This is a genomic window from Paenibacillus sp. FSL M8-0228, from assembly GCF_038007385.1.
Lineage (GTDB): Bacteria > Bacillota > Bacilli > Paenibacillales > Paenibacillaceae > Paenibacillus > Paenibacillus polymyxa_D.
Map to the genome: position 1 here is coordinate 5522424 of NZ_JBBOXA010000001.1, position 24295 is coordinate 5546718.

Here is a 24295-nt window from a genome sequence, read left to right on the forward strand (position 1 = left end):
GTGAGGAAATATTCATTCCGTAGGGTCTAGCTTTGCAAAACATAAGAAGCTTGTAAATCTGAACTTTTGAGATTTACAGGCTTCTTTTTTCGTGTGATACATTTGAAGAAAAACAAAATATATCGAATCAGACGGTTTACTTTTCGCAACCAAATGAACCTTATGAGGGCCTCAGTTGTTATATAGATAAACTGCACAAGAAAGGAGAGCACATCATTGGAGAGTAATCGAGAGTTGTTTGATTTGTATCAACGAGATGTATACCGAACCTGCTACTACATGGTACATAACGCATCGGATGCAGAGGATTTAACGCAGGAAGTGTTTATCACCCTGTTTCGCAGCAATCGTGAACAGATCGAACAACTAAAAGCCTGGATTATGAAAATTACGGTCAATCATTGTCTGAATTACCTTAAACGCCGGAAAAGCCTGCATTTGAAAGTATCGGCTAATCCCTATTTATTTAGCGGGGCGGAAGGTAAGCCTGTAGACAAGCTGGTGGAAGAACGCGAATCGACAGAAGAATGGATCGTTTATATGAATCGCCTTCCAGCCAAAATCCGCGCTGTGCTGACCCTCCGCTATATGCATGATTTCACACTGGCAGAAATATCAAAACTGCTGGAAATTCCGCTGGGAACCGTCAAATCGAGGACTCATAAAGGGCTAAAGTTATTGGAGCAAATACTGCGGGATGCAGGTGTAGAAATTCCCGAGATGGAAGGAGAGAACTATGAACAACGTAGAAAAGGCATTGAAGCGCAAGTTAAATAATGATTCGGAAATGGCCTATCCTGACTTCGATGAGATGTGGAACCGGATGGAACAGACAGGGCATACTGCCCCTACGCTAACCGACACTTTCGATTCATTCACTCCGCACCGACATAGAAATTGGCGCAAAATAGCTATCGCCGCCTCTCTGAGTGCGCTTCTCGTTGCCGTTCCCGTCTATGCCGCCATCCATTATAATTGGGGCAATCTGCTGCACGGAAGAAGCGGCATTCAGACGGCACTAAATCAAGACCTTGGACAGCCCTTGGAGCAATCCGTAACCAGAGACGGAGTGAAGCTGACGCTGCATACCGCTATTGTCGATGAGAACCGGACCGTGATTCTGTACAGCTTGGAGGTCGGAAAACGGGCAGAGAACGAGTTTTGGAATGTCAAAGGCGTATCGCTAAAAGGTGCTGCGGGGGAAAGCAGTGCAGGGGAATATAACTTTCAGCAATGGGACCCGAAAAATCAACGGTACAACGGATACTTTGAAAGTGACTGGACACCGCAGCAAGAAACAGAGAACATGCGGCTGACCGTAGATCATATAGAGCTCACCAGCGTTCAGGAACTGGAATTGCCGCTCGATGTCACATCGCCTCAGATGCAGACATTCAAGCTGGATCGTAACGGCTTACAAGATATGAAGGTACAGGTATTTCAACAAGGGAAGGATAAGCTGATGCTGTCCTCGGCAATCACCTTCGATTCCTCCATACCCAAGAAATGGGACAATCCACAAATCGTTGCTTACCAAGGCGGTGAGCCCGTGATGTCGCAGCCTGGGGGGACTTTTGGCAAACCCGGAGATAACGGGGAGTATACAGCCCAGCAGTATTTTTCTAAAGCAGATATACCGGAAGGACAGACTGCTTTCAAACTGCAATATGCGCAAACTGAGAAAAGTATACATGAACCCATAAAATTCGACCTGCAGCTAAGCAAGAAGAAGATGGAAAGCGGGACGATTAAAAGCGTGCTGAATACCCCATTGGAAAAAGACAATCGGAATGTTTTGCTAGAACAAATGATTGTCACACCTACACAAATCCGTGTCACGATCAGAAGCAAGGAGAAATTCGCCATGTTACCTTATCAAAAGTACTTTCTTTCTGTGAACGGCACAACGTTAGAGGGTAACCGTTGGTCTTCACCTGATCAGGAGCACGATCTGAATACGATCCGTTTTGAACGACCGTCCCATCTTGTGATTACCAAGGACACTCCTATTACTTTTACAGGCAAATATAAAGTCACGATCCATTCGGATGACAAAACACCACAGCTTTTAACTGATATATCTGACCAGAAGCAGACACTAACGACGCAAATCGGTGGCTATCCTGTGAAGTGGACTTACTACAAACAGGAATCAGACTTATTCGTAGAAACCGAAAGCGAGGACGCTCACTTTGGAGGGATTAACCAGACGCATATTAGCCTGGGTAAAGAACGGATCATTGGCAAGCCGATCACAGCCAATTTTGCCGGAGACGGCAATAACAAGGCAGTGGATGTCTACAAGAACTTCAAAGGGAAGGAAGCTTCTATCTATATGTTCTACTATACAACGGACGACCCGGAAGCAGAGACAACCGTATCCTTGCAGCCTCTGACAAGCAACAGCGAAGCATCTAAATAGTAATGCTATAAAAAGAGGGTCCTCTATACCTGTGTGAACCGTGGTATAGGGAGCCCCTTTTTATTTTCCTGGTAAGGCACGGTCTGCCTAAAACGATTGGCTCCTGCCCTACTTCACAGAACCTTGCGTAACGCCATTGATAATCCATTTTTGTGCAATCAGATAGACGATAATCATCGGCAGCAAAGCCATCAGGTACGAGGCAAAAGCCAGATTGAAGTCTGTGTTGAACTGTCCTTGGAACACATACTGTACGAGCGGCAGTGTATATTGCTCCGCATCGCTGATAATAATGAGCGGCAGCAAAAAGTCATTATATGTGGACAGACAAGTGAGAATCCCCACCGTAGCACTAATCGGCGCCATCAGCGGGAATATAATGCGCCAAAAAGTGCCCCATGTCGTCGCACCATCTACCGTGGCTGCCTCTTCCAACGCTACCGGAATGGAGCGAATATAACCGACATACACGAAGACATTAAACGCCAAACCATACACCGTATGCAGCATAATGAGACCCAACAGATTAGTCATATGAAGGCCCGAGGCCAGTTTTACAATCGGCAACATGATGATGGGGAACGGAATGAACATGGCACTCACAAAATAAAAATATAACCCCTTGAAGAAACGCCGCTGCATATTACGAGCAATGGCATAAGCAACCATCGAATTGGTTAGCAAAGTGAGTATAACCGTCGATGTCGTGACCATCACACTGTTCCGAAAAGCGCTGAAGAAATTGGTCATTTCCACTGCACGACTAAAATTTTCCCAATGCAGTTCGGTCGGAAAGGCAAAGGCAGAATGTGCCATCTGCTCGGGATTTTTAAGGGCTATCGTCACCGTCATATAGAGGGGAAACAGAATGAATATTGTCCCCAATGCTACCAGAAGCAGCACAGGCCAGTTCGTACGTCTACTAGTTTTCATCAGTTATCCATCTCCCTTCTCTGGAGGAATCGAAGCTGTAAGATGGAAATGATCGCAATCACAATAAAGTAAATAACAGAGTTAGCCGACTGATAAGCGAATTCTCCACCTCTAAAGCCCCCGGTGTATATCAGGTGGGATATCGACTGCGTGGCCCGTCCCGGCCCACCATTCGTCAAAGCCACGATCTGATCGAACACCATCAGGGAATTTTTCATCGCCAATACCATATTGATCGTAAAAAACGGTGCAATTAATGGAAAGGTAATGCTCCAGAATTCGCGCCATTTACCCGCACCGTCCAAATTGGACGCCTCATACAGACTTGTCGGAATGGTTTGCAGCCCAGCCAGATAGAGAATCGTATTAAAGGCAATCCCCTGCCATACGGCTACGATGACCACTCCTACCCAAGCCAACTGCTCACTGCCTAAGATGTTTGTCGATAATGAACTGATGCCTAAGTTCTGTCCCCAGATCGTAAATACATTCGAGAACAGGTAATTGAATATGTAACCTACGATCAACACGCTCAAAATATTAGGTAAGAAATAAATCCCGCGAAAGAAATTACGGAAACGTATTTTAGCGTTCAGCCCCATGGCAATCAGCAAGCTGAGAATATTAATCGCAATGGTAACCACAATCGCAAATTTGAAAGTAAACCAGTAAGCATTGCCCACATTGTCGTCTTGAAACAAATTAATATAGTTCTTAAACCCGACAAAGTGGTACTGATGACCAAAGCCGTTCCAGTTCGTGAGTGAATAATAAAATCCCTGCAAAGCAGGCAGGGTCAAAAATACAAAAAACAATAGCACCGCCGGCACCGTCATCCAGTAAAAAGTCGTTAGTCGCTTATTCATGTCTCCTCCTCCTCTCTTATCGGCGGTTAGCTACCTTATTCCACTCCCGGTCGAGCTTGGCTAGATAGGCATCGATGTCTCCGTTTTGCAGGAAAGCCTGCACAATAGAATTCAATTGGACCGCTTTGGGAATATAATGATCGGCAAAATCAATGACACGGCCTGATTTAAAATACGGCAGCAGCTCTGCCACACTCGGATCATCCTGCGTGACTCCCTTCACCGCTGAAAACAACGTTTGTTCCGTAATGTATTGCTTGCTGTTCTCCGGTTTTAATAAGAAGGCAAGGAACTCCTCCGCCTCCTTTTTATGCGGCGTGCCTTCCGAAACGGCCAATAGCGTATCTATACCAGACACCAGCTTGACCGCCTTTGCGTCATTCCCTGTGGGTAACGGGAAAAATCCGAGTTCCACTTTCGGGTTAGCTTTGCGAATTTCAGATATAGCCCACGAGCCCTGAATGTACATCAGTCCCTGTCCGTTAGCGAAAGCACGATTACCGTCAGCATAGTTTTTGCCAAAATTATCACTATGTCCGTATTTCAGTAGCTCCAGCTGCTTTTCCGCAATCTCGCGGTACTTGCCCTGAAAGGTGACCTGATTCTCACGCCGTTGCAGGAAAAAATCAATGCCCACCAGATTCGGACCCAGTGCATTAAAAGGGAGGTTCGTTTGCCAATCATCTTTATATGTAAAATAGAAAGGAATTTTGCCAGCAGCCTTGATCTTTTGCGCTGTTGCAATCAGCTCATCCCATGTTTTGGGCACCTGTAATCCCATTTCTTTAAAAAGCGTTTTGTTATACATCACACCATTCGCATTCGCAGCATAAGGAATTCCATACACGGGATCGACCCCGGTCACATCCTTAAGCATCTTGAGGTAAATCGGGTCCACCGTACGTGGCAATTCTGTATTCGCCAGATCCGTAAAAATACCGCTCTGCGCCAAAATGGAGTAGGTATCGGTAGCCCCAAGCCCCACAATGTCAGGTACATCGTTTTTGACAACCCGTGTCAATAACACGGTCTCTGCCTCTGGCGGGTTGACCTGTGTCACTTCAATACCGGGATGTTCCTGATTGAATTGAGAGATTAGCTTATCGAATGAACCCTTGGCCTCCGGCTTGTTTTGAAAGAATTCAATTTTCACCTTACCTGAATCATCGCCCTTGTTGCATGCGCTCACAAAAACAGCCAACAAAAGGATCGCCGCCAGTGTAGACAGCTTTTTGGCCCAACTCCACATGCTCATACCTCCTTTTCCCCTATGTCAATCTATGCAGGACTAAACAATTAATACCCGTCCCTTATGGAAAAGAAACGATACACCGTGTTTGGCGGTTATATAGTAAAAGGGTACTCATCTACGCTGTTGTTTTTCTGTTTTGTTCAGGTATTGGGTTATTGAATGGGAGTACAACATATACTGCCTTGGGATTCCATGTAAGCGGAACCAGCTTGAAGGATGCTAATGAAAATACCTTGAGTCTCAGGAGGAATTAGTATGTTAAAAAAGATCCAACCGGCCTTCAAACGGTCGATTGGATCTTTTCTTACTTTTATTATGTTCAGGTTAGGGAATAACATGACATATCTTAGCGAATTAGAAGAGCAGCGTCCCAATCCGGATTTTCATTTCCTATCAATGAAGCCAACACCAAGGCAACTCCAGCACTTCCATTCAGAAAGCCAGCCTCATCTACTTCTGCTAGCCTCCCATCCAATAGGCTATGATCATAAAAGCCAAACGCCGAATTAGTATCGAACATATCCAGCACTTCTTCTAGTAGCCTGTCTCGCATCATACCTAACTGCTCATGGCCCGTATCTGAATACATACGCTGGATCAGATGCAACAATCCCCCAATACCATGACACAATGTCGCAGAAGATAGTCCTCCTTTACGATAGAGCCTTTTTTCTATATCCAAGTATGCACGTAGTCCCGTTTCGATCCAATCTTTATTTTGAAGAGCTTGTCCCGCCAGCCAGATCGAACGTGCAATGCCTGGTACGCCATAACACCAGGAATCACGATAATACTGCGTGCTTTCAGGCTGCAGACGGTTATCCACCCATTCCTCAAGGGAAACACGCCCAGGCCAAATCACGCCCTCAGTATCCTGAACACGCCAATGATGTATAAATTGTGACAGTCTGTTGATATCGCCCACTAAAGGGAGGGAGTCGGCTCCATTAAGAGCAGACAGGCTCAGAAAAGCTAATGGACCCGCGATACCATGCGAAAGCCCTAAATTAAAATTTCCCTGCGGATATTGTTTCTTTTCATTCTCTTGAAATTGATTCTCCGTGGTAATATACCATCCAGGTACAGGATGTCCATTCCAAGTACGGTCGCTGCACATTATCTGAAACAATTCAATCGTCTGGTTCCATATGGTATGCATAGTCGGGCGGTCAGAAAATAACATGGCGATGCGTCCGATCCCTGTAAAGCCTGATATGGCGTCATACTGGCTCATTTGTAATTGTCCTCTTCCCCATTCCTCCCGACATAGGGCCAAGCTATGTAAAGCAGCCTCTTCGAACCAGGAGGCAAGGGAATCAAGCATTCCTTGATAACGTGTGCCCTTCCTGGATAAAGAGTAAATAGCCAGCAAAATACCTGATAATCCACTATACAGGGATAAGTCATGGACACCCTTTTGCTCCACGATCATACGAATTCGCTCTAAATATTGGTGTCCTACAATATCCCAACCATCCTCAGGGTATAGTCGATCCAACTGACCCATTAACAAACAGATGCCCGTGAACCCACTTCCCAAACTTCCATCTGACCAACGGTCCATCTTCATCCCATCAGCCTCTATCGGGGGCGTTTTTTTCATATACATACGCACTTGATCGGGGTCTTTGTAACGATTGGAAATCTCTTGTAAGATTACAGTTGCTTTATCCTTCATATCCAAATTAATGGGTATCCATTTATCACAAATATATGAAGTCGTCGTCATCCTAGCACCCTCCCTCCGCTTTCAATTAAGGAAGCTTCTTCATCGAATGAGCTGGCCTGAATGTTGTACATCTCTGCGTATAGCCCATTGAGTAACATCAGCTCCTTATGTGTTCCCTGCTCCACAATTAAACCATTGTCCATTACCACAATTTTATGTGCCAGACGTGCTGATGAAATCCGATGAGTAATAAAAATACCAATGCTATCCTTCATCAACTCCAAAAATAATACCAACAAATCCTGTTCTGCCACAGGATCCAAGAAGGAACTTGGCTCATCCAAAATATACACATCCGCTTTACGCAGGAAAGCCCGTGCGATTGCTATTCGCTGCCATTGGCCTCCTGAGAGTTGGTAGCCATCCTCAAACCATTTACCAAGCTGTGTGTCCAAACCTTGTGGAAGTTTGGCTATAATCTGGTCTATAGCTACGCACTGGGCTGCATGGATGAGCTCCTCATCCTGCTCCATACGCCCTAATGATCCAAACCCAATGTTATGACGTGCTGACATTTCATAATGCATGAAATCTTGAAACACGACTCCAATTTTGTCTTGAACCTGCTGCAGATCATAATCCTGAACGGGACGGTCGTTAATTTTAATGACGCCATTATAATCAGAATAAAGCTGCATCAGGATTTTCATAAGCGTCGATTTTCCTGATCCATTTTTCCCTACAATGGCTATCGTCTGTCCTTTAGTCATTGTTAAATGCATGTCCTGAATAGAAGCCTTCGATTGACCCGGGTATGTAAAGGAAACCCCTTCAATTGAAATTTGTTCAATACAAAATCCGGTGCTGCTCTTTGGGTGATCCAGAAGTGCCTGTTCCTTTTGACGCCGAATGGGGTCCGATGTAGGCAACTGTAAAAATACAAATAACTGCTCCATATACAAATTATTTTGTGAAAATTGAACAATACCTTGGATTAGTGCCTGCATTTGACTTTGGGTCAGCATAATCGCTTGAATGTAGCCATATAAGTTCCCTATTAATATTTTTTTCACAAAGGTTTCCTGGATTGCCATCCACACTATCCATAACAGAACAGAAAGTTCAAGCAAACTGTACAGGAAAGTAATTCTAACTCTTTTGCCCAATATACGCCTGTCTTCTACAAAAAATCTTTGCAGTAAATTCTCATATCTTTTTAGTAAATAAGGACCCAAATTAAAAATCTTCACTTCTTTGACCGCACGATCATTTGTAAGCAAATAGGTCATATACCATGACTGTCGATATAACGGGGTACGATTCATATAGATTTCAAACTGTTCTTTGTTTAACTTAAAAATCGAGTAAACCGACACCAGTGAAATCACAAATAGAATAACCACAACCCACCATTTCCATAAGAAAAGTAAAACTGCCGAAGACAGCATGGTAACTAGACTAGATAAAATACCAGCCATTTGTGTATATAATTGGTAAGGTCGATAGGAAGCTTCTTGGGAAGCCCGCTTTAGCTGGTCGTTGATTTGAGAATTTTCATAATCCGCCAGTCCCAAGTAGCCTGATTTTTCTCCAATCATGATATTTAATGACTTGGACAGCACAGATTCAAGGACGCCCTCTACATAACTCTGACTCATCGTAACTAGACTTTTTAAAACGTGAATAAATATAAAGAGACCAAATTGTAGCATAATTATAGAGATATCATGAGGACTAGAAGAAACAATACTATTAAGTAAATTTTGCATGATAACCAAAGTAAGTACGGGCATCACACCTTGAATGATATGCAAAAAAATGCTAGAAAGCATATAGACCTTATTCATGTTAAATACTAAGGCAAAAAGCTTAAGCCCTTGACGTACAGACTTCCATATGGAAGAAGTCCGCCGATCTGTACTTTTTTGTACGCTACTCATTAGCGGTTCCCCCGATATTGAACCAGGCTGTTCATAGCATGTCTGGCCATGATCATTATTTTGCGCTCCCGATCCCTGTCAATTCCAATTAATCGGTTCAAATGCATATGGATCACACTGTATATAATATCCTCTCTTGTATTGGTAGCTCCCCCCTCCCGTTCCTGCTCATGGAGTATATAATTATATTGCTCTACTGCTTCTTTTCTTGCATAAAAAATATTTTCTATGGATTCGCGACTGGATGCAGTCGAAGCTGTCATTTCCTGATCTGATGCCATCCATTGTAAAAAGAACTTCCGTTCCTTGCGAAAGTCTTTCAAATAGTCTTTGAGATCAAATTGACGATTTAAGAATTGAAACGCATCTTCCTTATAGTAACCAAACTGGTAGAGAAGATTGATCACGCTTAAAATAGCTATAACGTCCTTCTGTAAAGAAGTCTGGTTGAATCTAATGAGACGTACCAATTTGGCTGTCACTTCACTGTCACAAGAAAACATTCGTTCTGCCCACATCATGAGCTTCTTTCCACCGTAACGCTCTACTTCTGGCTCATAGGTATCGATCACAACTCTGGATATCATGCCTTCATTTAAAAGCATCTCTGTCCATTGATGAAACACGGGAAGAAACAAGTTTCCCTCCAGAAACTCCGGTAGCTTAAACCGGACACGAATATGTTTATCTGGATCAGCGTATCGGATAAAGTACCCCTGAAGGATGTTACCGTCCTCTTGATGCTTCCGCACAAATTCATCCCAATAACCACCAATAAACTCATCTTGGCGACTGTTCATACCATATAATTTGGCATAGAACCAAGGACCACCAGGAAGATAGGTACAGGTTGCCTCTGAGGAAAGACAACTTGTATCCTCATGCCTTCTATCTAGTGTCGCAGCAACTTCCTCCTCAAAATGGTTCGTTGCTACAGCCTGTTTACGTATACATGGAAATACAAATTCAGCCGCCAAGCGTCCACTGTGACGAGAGACTGGCGTTTCTCCGACTTCACCTATGTGTTCGATTAAAGTAACTTTTCCTTTGGATTGAAGATCTCTACAAACCTGTTCAACATGCAAGGGATGATTCATATCCAACAGAATTCGATTATCTAATTCAATCATATATACATAACGTGGTAGATTCCATTCTTTTTGGAACTGACACACTAAATTCTCCAAATCAATCATATCCTTGGATAGGCTAGTTGCCGCATCCCATGTCATTCTCCATGTAGCCGGATTGAGAATGACATGCTTATATCTTAGACGTGGGGTAAAAGGGGCATGGGTGGCGAATCCCCACTCCATAGATGACCAATGGCGATAACCATCCTCACTGACCTCCAAAAGAAAACGATGTATGTTAGGAGTCAATTCAGCATTGAGCATATGTCCAGCCCTAGCAATGACCTCACGATTGCGACTTATCGACTTCAAATAAAAATGATCATTACGTACCCCAACAGCAAGGTCCGAAACATGTATCTGCTGTTCCTTTGGCAGGGTATGATTGGTTCCTATTGCGATTTCATAGGGGCGAGTATGCTTCGTTAATACTACATTTGCCGATCTTCCCGAACTGGGTAAATACGATATTCCGGCTAACAGCTTTTCAGGCTGTAACCGTTGCTCTTCCGATTGAATGCTGGAGAACATATCAGTAAAAGGCTCGTCAAACAAATCCAGAAATCTCCCGAACGTCTTTCCCGCCCCGTCTGACCCCTGATTAGGTGCCAGAAGTAAAATATACTCACCGCGATCTACAGCCTGCTGATCAGGGGCGACCAACTGAAAAAACAATTCCATAGAAGGTGCTGCCAACCATTTGCCTGATTTCTGCCCTTTTAACATTGCGTCTATCATGGCATCTGTAAGTACCACTTCATGTTTTCCTTCATGGATGCAAGATACGAACCATTGAAATAAAAGCTTCTCCTGATGTGATCTCGACTGGGACGGTGACATGTTTTGAAGCCGTGTTCGGTTACTCAATGGATGTTTGTAGCCTGCCGGAGCACCCATCCCTGTATCCTCATCAAGAAGCTCCAGCAAAGGGACCTCCCGATATGGACCATACTTCTCCAAAAATTCCACACAAAATTCATCCAAAGGTCTATTCTCTCGCGACGAAAGCTTAGTTAGTAATTCGGCAACACATTCAACATCCTTACGGATACATTGGGGAAGAACAACTCCTCGATCCTCCAGGGAAAGGTCGATTTGCAAGCTTGATTTTGCACTGAACATTTTGCCCATCTTTCGTCTTAAATGCTCCAACGAATCTTCCCCTTGGCCTATAGGGAGACGATTATATTTATTAATAGTATCCGCGATGTTATTAAAATTCTCTTTTAACTCATCAATACCCGTTACTAATTTCAAGACGGATCGTATATGGTCCAGCGGTTCGGTAGTAGTGGTAGGAGGAATAAGCTCAGATATCAAAAACTCTTGCTCAAATAGCTGCCATACATAACGGTCAATTGTCTCTATATCAGCTCTTTCAAATGTCTTATGTAGATGGTTGACCAGTTCCTGATAAGGTATGAGGGTCGAACTTGCTTCCATCACACAATCAAATACCTGAGTCGCACGAACGGACACACTCTGATCTTCTCCACCGACTATACTGCCGCATCTTGTCGTGTAGGGGATTTTAGCCCGGTTACCCTGACGATAAATTAATGTATTACGCTGAACCCGCAGCTGGCGGACAACCTCCTTACTGCTTGTGACCATTTCAACGGCTTTCATTAGCCATTCCATGTCCGGTCTTGCACGCTTTCGATACATATCTGGCTCTTGTAAAATGAGCTGAGACTGCTCTCCGAATTTCCCGTATGTGACTCCAGATAACAATCCGAACGGCGTAGGTCGTGTAGCCATTCTAGTGATATAACGCATAAAGGATTTGATAACTTGTTCCTGTTTGCGCGGATTGTCCTGATCGCTGATATGTACTAAAGATTCAAGCAGAGTAGGGCTGGAGGCAGCTAACGCTTCACGAATAAAAGGATTACGAGATAATTCCGTAAGACGATTTATTGCAACTCGTCTGATTCCTTCAGTCTCTCCGACATTGGTTAGAAAGCATTTTCCGAACTCTTCCATAGGTAGCACAGGAGTACGAAGCATAAAAAAATCCAGGGTTTTATAAAGATGCTCTTCCATTCCCATTAAACCTCCGTTCTAAGCCAAACGTTTAAATTGTTTTCTTTTGCCAACGAACAAAGCTAATAGTCGAACAAATCAATATAATCACGATTAGACACATCCAGAATCTGGTGGAACCATCCACTCTTAAAGCAAGCATAATTTGCTGGAAAGGATCTATTAACATCACAAGTGGCTTGTAAAATGGGTAGATAAACATAGATATAAATAAAATAGAAATAAACGAGAATAAAGGTCTGGATATGAACAAACACACTGCACTACTTAGCATGAGCTTTGCCAGGCAAACCAACGTTAATACCAAATAAAACACAAGTGTATATGACATAGCATCTAATGAGGTGGAAGCCTCTGCTGAGCCGTATTTAAAAAAGGTTAAGCTACGGGGAAAAATAGTCCAACCAGCCAGTATGCCTATGAGCAAGGCTGTACCCGTAAAAACGATCGTCGTGACCGATAATGCGAACAGTTTCCCAAGCCAAAATTGAAAGCGACGGTATGGACGCAGTACATATAAACGATACGCCCCGGAGTGAATATCCCCGCTTAACTGATCCACATACAAAATAGGCAACAATGCCAGGATCAGAAATAGGGAAATTTCACTCATCATAAGCCACGGCAAGTTCAGATTATTAACAGTGGCAATCCCTTCGCCAAAGCGGAATTTCATTGTTCCATTAATTTTAAGACTGACAATATTCGCAATAACCATCAATAGAAAAATTGTATATAATAAAAGAGTAGATCTTCGATTCCATATTCGTTCCATTTCACTTCGCCAAATTCCTAGCATAAGAAAAATCCTCCTAATACAAATAATCATCCTTGGTAAAACGACGATATGCTCCCCATGTAAAAAGGATTAGATATAAAATAACAACGGTGGCAATCGCCCCATTTGCAGACAGGTTTCCGGATAAGGATGTCTTCAATCCTCTATACTGCATATAAGGAATAAATAAAAAGACTATAAGATCATGTATGTAGGGAATATGAGAAAATAGAGATGCTAATTTAAGGTATAAGCCATCGAACAGCAAGGAGAACAGATTATAGGTCGTACAAATACCAATTGCATGGGTTACACTCTTGCTACACATGGCAATGTAGGAATACAGACAGCCAATAGCCATAAGTGAGACAAAAGCCTTTGCATAATATTGAAATACATACATTATAAGCTCTCCATATTGCCTTGTTTCGCCTTCAGAATAGGGAAATCGCCATACTCCGACACCCCAAAGAGACAGACCCAATATAAGTAAGAGTAATAGAACAGAGACCTGTAAAACCAATAGCTTGCTCCAGAAAATCTGTCCCCGAGTAAAACGCCGCATGAAGATTAGACGCAACTGTCCACCCCGGAATTGCTCCGTATATAGAGTCGCTACTAATGCAGCTACAGCAATATTGCATATTAAAAACAAATTTTCTTGCAGGCCTATAATGACAAAGACTTTGGACAACACTTCTACCGAAGTCTTGAGATACAAAAAATAACTGGCTGTGGAATAAGCAAGTACAGGGGTACATAAAATCAGAAGCCAGAACCATTTTCTGCTATACAATCTCTCGAACTCACTGTAAATGAGTGTCTTCATAATCCCATTAGCTCCATAAAAGCATCCTCCAGCCGTTGACCTTCCTCAACCAATTGATCTGCGGGTCCCTTCCAAACTAGCGTTCCTTCTTTAATCACAATTAATTCGTCACACATTTGCTGCAACTCATCCAGCAGATGGCTGGAGATAAAAAATGCATAATTTTTTGAATTTCGCAAACGAAGGATAATATCTCTCAACTCCCTCATTCCCATAGGATCGAGACCATTGGAAGGCTCATCGAGCAGCAGTAGCTCCGGGTTACCCAGCATAGATTGGGCAATGCCCAAGCGTTGCTTCATGCCCAAAGAATAAGTTTTCACCCTGTCGTCTCCACGCAAATCCAGGCCTACTCTTTCTAACAATTCCTCTATATGCTTTTCCCGATCGGAAGATTTAATATTCGGATGTAACCGAGACAAATTACGCAGCACCTGTTTACCCGTCATATAATCAAAAAAGACTGGGGACTCAATGATAGCGCCTACTTTGGAGAGCGCCTTTTCCCGATCCGCCTGTACGTCATATGAAGCTATTCTTACAGAGCCACTGGTTGAATGCATTAATCCCGTCATGATCCGCATCATTGTTGTTTTCCCGGCTCCATTCGGTCCAATGAAACCATATATTTTCCCCTTTTCAAGCTTGAAGGAAATGTCACTTAATAAAGTCCGTTTCCCCATTTTTTTGGATACTTTTTCAACTTTCAATAAGACATCCGACATTACACTTTCCCTCCATTACTAAATCCAAATATAAGGATGCCTCTGATATTCACAACCAGGAAACCAAAGGTTTTCTCAAAGAAGAAGAAGGGACTTCAAGGTCCCTCCTCCTTTGCTAAATTAAATAGTTATCCAATATAAAGGTTTTGCAAGTTGCAAAACAACTAAAATTTATTAACAAAGTGTTCCTAAATTACTGAAGCAAGGTGAACATGTCTCAACACAAGTTTGGGATGTATTACCGCCACCACAGCCGCTAGAGCAATTCCAAATACTTCTAATTTTAGGCTCTACAGAACCTTGAGATTTGTTTACTTGAACGTCCAGATCAAATAAGTTTTCAGCCATTGCATTCCCCCCCTTTCATTTAGATATACCATCAGCCTTCAGCGAGGTTCATGTTTACCCCGCCAAAGCCTTCCTTCTCGCAATAGAAGAGAAGGATTTTATATGAACAACACCCCGACCAGATCGTCACCTACTCGAAATATTGCCATATATCACGTAGACAACCGTATGTATGATCTTTGTTGATAACAAACACTTCATCTAATAATAATTTATATCTTCCTTACAAATAAAAGAATATCATATGTTGCAAAATGTAAATCTATTACTTTATATGTAAACATACATAATAAAAAATCATTAATACCAATTTATTTTAATATATGGTTATTCTATTTCCACTCTCTCATTCTCTTTACCATACAAAAAAGGGGACTGACCCCATAACGTGAGACACATCAAAATACCTTCAAGAGAATCAAGCCATGTCGTAAGATATGGAGATAACCTTGGAGGTGTTTTTACGTTGGCAACGAGAGTGAGTTATCCCTTAGAAATAAAGATGAAAGCGATTGAAATGAGATTGGCAAGAGTTCCGGTAAGAGAGGTTATGGAGCAACTGGGAATACGGAATAAGACACAGCTAGAAACATGGATGAGGTGGTATCGAAAGGCGAAGTGCATCGTCTGGAGCAGCCTGTAGGTAAACAATACAGCTACAGAAAAGGTCCGGAACACTCTTCGGAGCTTGAAAAAGTAAAAGCGGAGAATCGATTCCTGAAGCAGCAATTGGACCTGCTAAAAAAGTACAAGGAACTGGAAAAGAGGTGGAACCAGAAGTCGCCGTGGCCTGGATCGAATCCATTCGAGACGAAGTGACGGTGTCTGAGGCTTGTACATGGCTCGGGATCGCAAGAGCGACCTACTACCGCTGGAAAGCAACTATGGAGACAAAGCGCACAGATGCTACGGTGGAGAAAATCCGAGAGCTTTGCATCCATCATAAGTTTCGGTATGGTTACCGGAAAATCACCGCACTCCTTCGGGCAGAGCAAAGAATGAATCACAAACGAGTTCAGCGGATGATGCAGCGTGAGGGGCTACAGTGCCGCGTGAGAATGAAGAAACGAAAGGTCACTGGGCAGCCTGCAGGCTGCTTATCCAGCAGAAAATCTGCTGAAGCGGCAATTCCTTGCAGAGGCGCCCCTGCAAAAGCTCGTTACGGACATCACCTATTTACCGTTTGGCGGAAAGATGTTGTACTTCTCTAGCATTCATGCCCGCTTGTAGGATGCATCAACCCTGTCATCATGCGCATCAACGTCGTTTTCCCTACTCCATTCGGACCAATAAAACCATATATCTTTCCTTTGTCAAGCTGAAAGGAAGAATCGTGAATTACTTGACGCTTCCCAATCACTTTAGTGATTTGCTGAACCTCCATAACAACATTAGACATTCTTTCTCTCCCTCCAAATCTATCATAATTGAGGGGAAGGATGGGACTAAAAAGACCCCTTCCTTCCATTTTTCACCCTAATTCGATTAGGATTCGAGTTCAAATTCCATGGTTACACTGTTCAACACAATGCTCCAATATTAGAAAAACATTTTACACCTGCTGTTTCAGCACAAGTGTTGGCTGTTCCGCCGCACATTCCGGTGCATTGCCACGCCAAACTTGTTACTTGAGGTTCTACTGAACCTTTAGACTTGTTAATTTGTACATCCAAATCAAAAATATTATTTTCCATTTTTTCCAAACTCCTCTCGATATTCATCTTTAATAATAAATACAATAATTTTGTGTAATCTAGGAAGCTAATTTATATGAAAGATATCTCAACAGATCGTCACCTATTGAAACATCCTCATATGACATCTTCTTTATATGGTTAGACACTTTATTCAGGCATTATGCCGAAAAAAATCCTGCAAATGACTAATCAAAACTCCTTGTATCGAGTAAAAAGAAATATATATACTAATACATAATTATATGTATAGTTAAATTATGTATTATTTAAAACATATTTAGTAACTGATTTTTTATGAATTCAAGATTGGAAGATATACTTCAATATTCAAGATGCATAAAAGGCCTTGATCCAACTTTGATGCGTGTCCTAAAAGTACACGAAAACGACTTTGGGAGTAAGATATAGCGAAGTCCGCTTTACAACCTGGCAACAAGCAAGTTTAGTAAGGGATTATAAATACCTATTGTAGATGGATCCTTTCTTGATGGACGAAATCATTTCATACCGAGTACTCGCTCGGTCGCGGTCTTGAAGCTCAAATGAGCCTTAAATTTCATTCACTTGAATATCCAGATCAAATAAGTTTTAGAACCACACCCTGACCAGATCGTTACTCAAGGAATATCCATATATGACAATGCGGAAAATCTTATGTATGATCTTAGTTGACATTATAAAAATTTATCTAACAGTGATTATTTCCTTCTTACAAATAAAACAATATCACATGCTTCAAAATGTAAATCTATTACTTTATATGTAAACATACATAATAAAAAAATAATTAACACCAATTTATTTTAATATATGGTTATTCCGTTCCCACGCTCTCATTAGTCTTTACCATATAAAAATAGCCCCTCAGCAGACGCGCTACCTCAGGGCTATCCCTTTATAAAATATACGTTGCCTATCTTCAGCAACCAGCCTATCACTTACTCCAGTTCAACCCACTCGCCGAGCAACGTGTCCAGCTCAGCTTGCAGTCGCTCACGCGCGTCCCACAGCTCCGCCATGTGCATCGTGTCGCTGCTTGTGCCGAGCAGCTCCAGCTCGGCATCTGTCGCCGCCAATTCTGCTTCTTTGGCGGCAATCGCTCGCTCCAAGCGCTCGCTGGACACAGCGGGCGAGCGGGTTAGCTTCGCGGCCTTCGCTCCGGGTGCCCCCAAGCGACCTGCCGACCCGGAGCGAGCACGGCTCGCATCGGCTCCGCTGGTCGCTCCTGCCCGCGCAGCCGTCCCCGCGCCATTGCTCGCTGCGCTAGAATGTACAGCTGTGCCCGAGCCTGAGCTGCCACCCGATGCGGCTCTGCTTGCAGATGTCGGGCGTGTCCCGGTATCCCCGTCGCTCTGTAAACGAGCGTTCTCCAGCTCACGCTTCTTCGCTCGGTACTCATCAAAGCTACCTAGATAAAAGGTCAGCTTTCCAGCCTCCAGCTCCCACACGCGCCCTACCAGCTTGTTCACAAAGTAGCGGTCATGTGAAATCGCCAGCACCGTTCCCGTGTAGGTGTCCAGCGCTTCCTCCAGCGCCTCGCGTGAGTCAATGTCCAGGTGGTTCGTCGGCTCATCCAGCACCAACAAATTTGGCTTTTTTATGACCAGCAACGCCAGCCGCAAGCGGGACCATTCGCCACCGGACAGCATGCTCACGGGTTTAAACACATCGGCACCGTAAAATAAATACTTCGCTAGCAATCCGCGTGCCTCGCCTTCTTCCACCCCTGCTTCTTCCTTGAAGTAAGCAAGCACAGTCGCCCGGCTATTCCGTTCTCTCTCTTGCTGCGCCAAATATCCGTACTCTACGCGCGTGCCCCATTGGACCGTGCCTGCATCTACGCTTTCCTGACCAAGCAACAGCTTGAGCAGCGTCGTTTTACCTGCGCCGTTATCGCCCAACAAGGCTACCTTTTCACCGAATTCCAGGCTGCCCGTTGCCCCGCTTAATATCTGACGCTCTCCATAAGCTTTAACAATATCTTCAAACTGTAGCACTCGGCGACCGGAACGATCCTCCAGTTTTAAGTGAAATTCTGCCCCCTGCGGGTCCAGTACAGGCCGCTTCACCAGCTCCATACGCTCCAGTGCTTTACGAATGGATGCTGCTTTTTTGAAAAACTTTTCGTTATCACCGTTGCGACCCCACTCTTCAAAACGCCGAATGGCCTCTTTCATCTTTTTGATTCGCTTTTGCTGTTCCTTATAATCTTCAAATTGCAGTAGCAATCGTTCTTCCTTTTCCTTAACGTAGCCGCTGTAGTTCGTATAATACGTAAACGCCTCGCCATCCTCAAGCTCAATCATTTTAACGGCAACCCGATCCAGAAAATAACGATCATGAGATACAACCACACACGCGCCTGTGTAGCCCTGCAAAAATTGCTCCAGCCATTCCAGCCCTTTCAAATCCAGATGGTTGGTCGGCTCATCCAGCAGCAGCAAATCCGGTCGTCCGATGAGCTGTGATGCCAGCGCTATTTTTGTTTTCTCTCCGCCAGACAGCGAGCCGAAGCTGCGCGTATACATTCCTTTGGGAATACGCAGACCATCCGCTACCTGATCAATATTTGCATCCATTTCATAGCCGCCGTTGCGCTCAAACCGTTCCTGTAGGGAAGCATACGATTGCAGCAGCTTCTCCAGAAGACCCGTATCCGCTACCGCAATCGGATCTGACATTTCCCGTTCCAGTGTGCTCATCTGATTGCGGCAATCCTTCAGCTCACGATAGGCGTAAGCCAGCGTTTCGTACACGGTGAAGCTCTCAAACTCCGCCGGAATTTGCGGTAAATAGCCGATTTTCGTATCCTTGGCGATGACGAGCTGCCCTTCATCCGGGCGGGACAAGCGTGCGATTAGGCGTAATAGGGTGGTTTTACCGCTTCCGTTGCGGCCGATGAGTCCCACCTTTTCTCCCGTATGGATATCAAACGATGCACCATCCAAAATCAGATTGGCAGCGTGGTATTTTTTCAATTGTTGACCGTTAACTATATACATGTTCAGGCTCTCCTTTATTTAGGAAGACCCTTACCCGGGTAACACAAAAAGAGCCGCAGGAGCAACCCCGCGACTCTTCGGAAGATACAGCAATCCGTTCGAGTTAAGGTAGGCGTCTTCTTGCGATGTTTACAACCATATGATTAAAATTGGACAGACTTCTCCCGTTGTATGGAAAAGCATGAACAATGCCAGCCATAGCAATCGGCAGCTGGCTAATACGGTTGTTCAGCATCTCGTGATTCACCTACCTCACCTCCTTCTTCATAATTGTGTGTAGTATAACATGTTTGCTCGTATTATAAAAGAGGGCGATGGTTCAGCGAACTATGAAACAGAGTGGTGCCCTCTGACAGCCTGCGATGTCCCGGCTCTGGTAATGGAAAATACGCCGCAGACAAAAGCAACAATCACAAATGCCCCACCCACCCAAGCGTTTGTGGCAACAGATTCACTATTCTCAATTACTACGCCTCCCAAGGCAGAACCCAGAGCGATCCCGACCTGGAGTGCGGAGAAATTAAAGCTTTGCTGAATACTACCCGATTCGGGCGCATTTTCAATAAGATAGCTTTGCATCGGGGGCGACAAGGCCCAACTCAGTATGCCCCAGATGATCAATAGTGGCGCAAATACATAAACCGAGTGGATTGAGAGTGGCAGCAGGAACATCACGGCGATAAACACGCCTACGACGACTAGAATACTTTTCGCTGTGCCGAACCGATCTGCCAAAGAACCGCCAATAAAACCACCGCTCACTGCCGCCAGCCCAAAGACAAAATAGGCCACACTAACCCACGAAGCATTTAAACCCATCATATTTTCTAAAAACGGAGTGAAATACGCATATAGCGTGTAGTGGCCCGCCAGTGTCAGCGTGGTCACCAGATGAGCACTGATGACTTTAACATTTTTTAAGGATTTCAATTGATCACGCATAGGCACAACATGTTCCGTCGGAATCCGTTCCATAAACAAGTTGATAACGATCATAGCAACGACCGTCAACAAGGCAATAATCAGGAAAAGCACCCGCCAGCCAAACGCATTTCCAATCAGCACCCCGGCTGGAATACCAAGCACGATGGAGGAGCTAACCCCCATGGAGATGACACCGAGGACACGGGCCTGATAAGCCTTGGACACCACTTTGACTGCAATGGTCAGTGACAATGTCACGATCAGCGACCCGCTTGCAGCGGTAATGATACGGGATACAAACAAGACTGCATAATTCGGACTCCAGAAGGCCAGCAGACTTCCCAGAATAAAGATAAACATCGACCACAGGTACAGTCGTTTTCGTTCGATTTTGGCGGTCAACGCCAACAAAGTTGGCCCAGCAATAGCGTACACGAGCGCATAGATCATGATAAGCTGTCCTGCCGTACTTACGGAGACATTCAAATCCTGTGCAATTTGGGGCAGCACGCCACCGATAATCAGCTCCACCAACCCCACCGTAAAGGTCGCAATCGTTAAAATAACTACTTTGAAGTTCATTACATTAGCTCCTTTGCTGTCATGTAAATTCCCTCGTATTACGCAAAAAAATCCTGACCACAAGAAATGTACAAGACGTACACTTTTTGTAATCAGGATTTATCGGTTCCTGGTAGAGACCCTCAAACCATATTATTGAGGTTATACAAATGGGGCATTCATTTATTACGCATTCACGAAGGTTATAGTTATTAATATAAAGGAGCCTGTGGCTAAGTTCAACCCCCTACAGCCGCAAAAATTCACTCATGGCACGATCCGACAGATAAGGTAGATACTCATGACCGTATTCGTGATACAGGAGTATTTCCTTGTCTGATACGATTTTATTGTACACCGCAAACTGCGTGGAGGGTGGACAAATGATATCCGACAGCCCCGTCACAAACAACACACGACCACGAATACGATCTGCCAAATGTTGAATGTCGATGTAGCCTAATCGGTAAAACAGCTCCTCCTCGCGCAGATGGTTCGGATCAAACCAACGAAAATAATAAACCAGTTCTTCATATGCAGATGTAGTAGCATCCAGCGCCCAGGCTCTTTTATAGTCCGACAGGAACGGATATACCGGGACCGCCACACGGACACGCGGCTCCAATGCAGCGCAGGCAACCGTTAGTGCCCCGCCTTGGGAGCAGCCAAATGCACCGATCCGTTCAGGGTCGACCTGCTCCATAGACATTAGAATGCGCACCGCCTGTACCGTATCCAAAAATACATTGCGGTAATACAACCGATCCGGGTCCGGGTCGTCAATCCCTCGAATGATATGGCCGCGCACCGTCGTTCCTTGAACCTGCAAATTGTCCTCGGACAGCCCTCCTTGCCCCCGGCAATCCATAGCCAGCACGGTGAATCCGTGTGCCGCGTAGCTTACCTTGTCGAACCAATCACCACTGTCGCAGGAATATCCATGAAACATGGCCAAAGCTGGACCTTGTTCCGTAAGATGCTTGGGACGAGCCAGCTTCCCATGAATCTTTGCTCCGCCCACTCCGGTAAAATATAGATGGTAACACTCCACCAGCGGAGAGACAAAATCAGCAGGCTCCAGTGTATATTTCAGTGGCTGCTGCTCCAGCTCCAGTAGCGCCCGTTCCCAGTATGCATCAAAATCAGGAGGCTTTGGGCTGCTCCCCATGTACGACTGCAATTGCTGTAAAGACATATCCTCCGGCATTCACGTTCCCTCCTACATGCTACATCCGGCCAGACTCACGGTCGTCTCCGACCACTTCATCCGTTGCGATGACATACTTCATAATGTCGGACACTGTCGTGTATGCGATACCTACATACGTATCAGCGGCTCCATAATAAATTGCGATTCTTCCAGTGTCCGCATCATGCAGCGTAGCACACGGGAACACCACATTCGGCACAAAGCCCCGCTCCTCGTACCATTCCTCCGGGGTCAGCACGAAGTTGGAGGAACGATATTTAACCTTAGATGGATCATCCAGATCAAGAACGGCAACCCCCATGCTGTATACTAGCCCATTGCACGTGCCTGTCACCCCGTGGTAAAACATCAGCCAGCCCTCGGTCGTCTCAATCGGTGCCGGTCCGCCGCCAATTTTTACCGATTGCCACCAGCCCTGTCCGCCCTTACTCATGACATGACGGTGCTTGCCCCAATAGACCAAGTCAGGACTTTCACTCAGAAAAATGTCGCCAAACGGTGTATGTCCACTGTCACTCGGACGGGATAGCAACATAAAGTTTCCGTTTAGCTTGCGGGGCAACAGCACACCATTACGATTAAACGGCAAGAATGGATTTTCCAATCGTACAAAACTTTTAAAATCCTTTGTTTGGGCTATCCCCAACGCTGCACCGTAAAAATCTGTACACCAGATGATATAATACGTATCCTCCACGCGGACCAGACGCGGATCGTAAGCATAATTAGGTTGGTAATCGTTCCCTTCCTCATCAACCAAATGCAACCGTTCTGTCTCAATGTCCCAAGCCAACCCGTCGTCACTCCAGCCTAGATGCAAATGCGGACGTCCGTTAATTGTTTCAGCCCGGAATACCCCTACAAACCGTCCCTCATACGGAGCTACTGCACTGTTGAAAATACGGGCAATGCCCGGCACCGGATTCCGCCCAATGACCGGATTCTCAGTATGTCTCCATACCGGAGCCTCACTGCCCTCAGGCTTATCCTGCCACGGCATTTTCGGCAGACTCTCTCCCAAAATTCGCATGCTATTTACTCCCAAATCCACATTCAATTTATTCATACGTATATTCTCCTCTCACCGAGATATTTGATCTCATCTTTTTTTATTTCGTCGTTATTCTATTTCACCGAACCCTGAGCGAATCCGTTATAGATATATTTTTGTAAGGATAAAAAGGCAATCAACGTCGGAATAATGGCAATGATAATGCCCGCGCTAATGACTTCCCATTGTGATCCATAGGGTCCTTTAAACTTGAACAGCGCCGTCGATATGACCTGAAGGCTTGTTTTGGGCATATACAGGAACGGGGTGTAAAAGTCGTTGTAAATATTAACGCCCTTGATAATGATCACCGTCACAATGGCAGGCTTCAGCAGGGGCAAGATAATCCGCCAGTAGATCGTCAGATAGGAGGCCCCATCCAGCATGGCCGATTCATCCAGCGCCACCGCAATGGAATCCAGAAATTGCAGAAAAATATACACCGCAATAATATCCGTTCCCAAATACAGCAAGATCGCCGCCCAAGGCGTGTTAAACAGCTCCAGCTTGTTGATAATTTGAAATGTCGATACCTGTGTCGTTACCCCCGGAATGAGGGTCGCGAGCAGGAACGCACCTAGCATAAGACTTTTGCCCTTAAATTTAAAACGGTTCAAAATGTACGCAATCATGGAACCGGTCAACGTGGCTCCGATGATCGAAATCAACAGGATAAAAGCTGTGTTCACAAATCCGGTCAGCATATTTCCGTTAATAAAGGCTTTGGTATAGTTAGCCCAATTCAGCCAGTTCACAGGGGGAGTCAGAGGACTGGTTGCCGCATATTCAGTCTTCGTCTTCAAAGATGCAAACAAAATTACGACAATCGGCAGCAGTGCAATGAACGCACCTAGTAGTAGCGCCGCATACTTGATGCTGCTAGCCAGTATTCTTTTCAGCTTATACATG

The 24295-nt window shown here is 44.6% G+C and carries 22 protein-coding genes and 1 riboswitch; of the genes, 4 read left to right on the forward strand and 18 right to left on the reverse strand.

Going from position 1 to position 24295, the window contains the following annotated elements; genetic code table 11:
- Positions 1–216: 216 nt before the first annotated feature.
- Together MKY98_RS25000 and MKY98_RS25005 are read left to right on the forward strand one after the other, a co-directional pair.
- Positions 217–777 carry an RNA polymerase sigma factor gene (locus MKY98_RS25000; RefSeq protein ID WP_029518671.1) on the forward strand — a complete coding sequence of 187 codons (561 nt, stop codon included), beginning with the start codon at positions 217–219 and terminating at the stop codon, positions 775–777.
- Entirely contained in the window at positions 737–2422 is a 1686-nt protein-coding gene (locus MKY98_RS25005; RefSeq protein ID WP_069010992.1) for a DUF4179 domain-containing protein, read from the forward strand. Before MKY98_RS25000 ends, MKY98_RS25005 begins: the two co-directional genes overlap by 41 nt.
- Before the next feature lie 108 nt (positions 2423–2530).
- Here MKY98_RS25005 and MKY98_RS25010 read toward each other — a convergent pair whose 3' ends face one another.
- The 10 genes from MKY98_RS25010 to MKY98_RS25055 form a co-directional block, all read right to left on the reverse strand.
- Positions 2531–3355: a carbohydrate ABC transporter permease gene (locus MKY98_RS25010; protein WP_029518673.1), complete on the reverse strand. Its 825-nt coding sequence runs from the start codon at positions 3353–3355 to the stop codon at positions 2531–2533.
- Positions 3355–4221 carry a carbohydrate ABC transporter permease gene (locus MKY98_RS25015; RefSeq protein WP_016822711.1) on the reverse strand — a complete coding sequence of 289 codons (867 nt, stop codon included), beginning with the start codon at positions 4219–4221 and terminating at the stop codon, positions 3355–3357. The genes MKY98_RS25010 and MKY98_RS25015 overlap by 1 nt, the downstream gene beginning before the upstream one ends.
- A 16-nt stretch (positions 4222–4237) precedes the next feature.
- Complete coding sequence (locus MKY98_RS25020) at positions 4238–5470, reverse strand: ABC transporter substrate-binding protein (protein ID WP_069010993.1); 1233 nt, start codon at positions 5468–5470, stop codon at positions 4238–4240.
- Positions 5471–5819: 349 nt separating this feature from the next.
- On the reverse strand, positions 5820–7202 hold the full coding sequence (locus MKY98_RS25025; RefSeq protein ID WP_069010994.1) for a lanthionine synthetase C family protein: 1383 nt from the start codon (positions 7200–7202) through the stop codon (positions 5820–5822).
- On the reverse strand, positions 7199–9082 hold the full coding sequence (locus MKY98_RS25030) for an ABC transporter ATP-binding protein (protein ID WP_081317551.1): 1884 nt from the start codon (positions 9080–9082) through the stop codon (positions 7199–7201). Before MKY98_RS25030 ends, MKY98_RS25025 begins: the two co-directional genes overlap by 4 nt.
- Positions 9082–12261, reverse strand: coding sequence for a lantibiotic dehydratase (locus MKY98_RS25035; RefSeq protein WP_029518677.1), 3180 nt, complete (start codon positions 12259–12261; stop codon positions 9082–9084). Before MKY98_RS25035 ends, MKY98_RS25030 begins: the two co-directional genes overlap by 1 nt.
- Positions 12262–12292: 31 nt before the next feature.
- Positions 12293–13060, reverse strand: a complete 768-nt coding sequence (locus tag MKY98_RS25040; protein WP_029518678.1) for an ABC transporter permease — start codon at positions 13058–13060, stop codon at positions 12293–12295.
- A gap of 13 nt (positions 13061–13073) precedes the next feature.
- Complete coding sequence (locus MKY98_RS25045) at positions 13074–13868, reverse strand: ABC transporter permease (protein ID WP_029518679.1); 795 nt, start codon at positions 13866–13868, stop codon at positions 13074–13076.
- Complete coding sequence (locus MKY98_RS25050) at positions 13865–14593, reverse strand: ABC transporter ATP-binding protein (protein ID WP_069010995.1); 729 nt, start codon at positions 14591–14593, stop codon at positions 13865–13867. The genes MKY98_RS25045 and MKY98_RS25050 overlap by 4 nt, the downstream gene beginning before the upstream one ends.
- Positions 14594–14767: 174 nt before the next feature.
- Complete coding sequence (locus MKY98_RS25055) at positions 14768–14941, reverse strand: FDLD family class I lanthipeptide (protein ID WP_193373363.1); 174 nt, start codon at positions 14939–14941, stop codon at positions 14768–14770.
- Between the two features lie 591 nt (positions 14942–15532).
- On the opposite strand from MKY98_RS25055, the gene MKY98_RS25060 reads away from it, so the two are divergent.
- Positions 15533–15760, forward strand: coding sequence for a hypothetical protein (locus MKY98_RS25060; protein ID WP_141695473.1), 228 nt, complete (start codon positions 15533–15535; stop codon positions 15758–15760).
- On the forward strand, positions 15709–16152 hold the full coding sequence (locus tag MKY98_RS25065) for an IS3 family transposase (RefSeq protein ID WP_141695474.1): 444 nt from the start codon (positions 15709–15711) through the stop codon (positions 16150–16152). Before MKY98_RS25060 ends, MKY98_RS25065 begins: the two co-directional genes overlap by 52 nt.
- On the opposite strand, the gene MKY98_RS25070 is transcribed toward MKY98_RS25065, so the two are convergent.
- From MKY98_RS25070 to MKY98_RS25105, 8 genes are all read right to left on the reverse strand, one after another.
- Complete coding sequence (locus MKY98_RS25070; protein ID WP_029518683.1) at positions 16149–16340, reverse strand: ATP-binding cassette domain-containing protein; 192 nt, start codon at positions 16338–16340, stop codon at positions 16149–16151. The genes MKY98_RS25065 and MKY98_RS25070 overlap by 4 nt on opposite strands.
- 121 nt (positions 16341–16461) lie before the next feature.
- Positions 16462–16635 carry an FDLD family class I lanthipeptide gene (locus tag MKY98_RS25075; protein WP_155271705.1) on the reverse strand — a complete coding sequence of 58 codons (174 nt, stop codon included), beginning with the start codon at positions 16633–16635 and terminating at the stop codon, positions 16462–16464.
- Positions 16636–17576: 941 nt separating this feature from the next.
- Positions 17577–19640, reverse strand: coding sequence for a ribosomal protection-like ABC-F family protein (abc-f, locus tag MKY98_RS25080; RefSeq protein WP_069010996.1), 2064 nt, complete (start codon positions 19638–19640; stop codon positions 17577–17579).
- Positions 19641–19743: 103 nt separating this feature from the next.
- On the reverse strand, positions 19744–19887 hold the full coding sequence (locus tag MKY98_RS25085) for an RAxF-45 family protein (RefSeq protein ID WP_165145821.1): 144 nt from the start codon (positions 19885–19887) through the stop codon (positions 19744–19746).
- An 80-nt stretch (positions 19888–19967) separates the two neighbouring features.
- Positions 19968–21146: an MFS transporter gene (locus MKY98_RS25090; protein WP_029518685.1), complete on the reverse strand. Its 1179-nt coding sequence runs from the start codon at positions 21144–21146 to the stop codon at positions 19968–19970.
- Between the two features lie 69 nt (positions 21147–21215).
- Positions 21216–21315, reverse strand: a riboswitch (purine riboswitch).
- 57 nt (positions 21316–21372) lie between these two features.
- Positions 21373–22332, reverse strand: a complete 960-nt coding sequence (locus tag MKY98_RS25095; protein WP_069010997.1) for an acetylxylan esterase — start codon at positions 22330–22332, stop codon at positions 21373–21375.
- Between the two features lie 19 nt (positions 22333–22351).
- Positions 22352–23401 carry a glycoside hydrolase family 130 protein gene (locus MKY98_RS25100; RefSeq protein WP_029518687.1) on the reverse strand — a complete coding sequence of 350 codons (1050 nt, stop codon included), beginning with the start codon at positions 23399–23401 and terminating at the stop codon, positions 22352–22354.
- Between the two features lie 59 nt (positions 23402–23460).
- Positions 23461–24294 (reverse strand): carbohydrate ABC transporter permease, encoded by an 834-nt coding sequence (locus tag MKY98_RS25105; RefSeq protein ID WP_023990883.1) that lies wholly within the window; start codon positions 24292–24294, stop codon positions 23461–23463.
- Position 24295 lies beyond the last annotated feature (1 nt).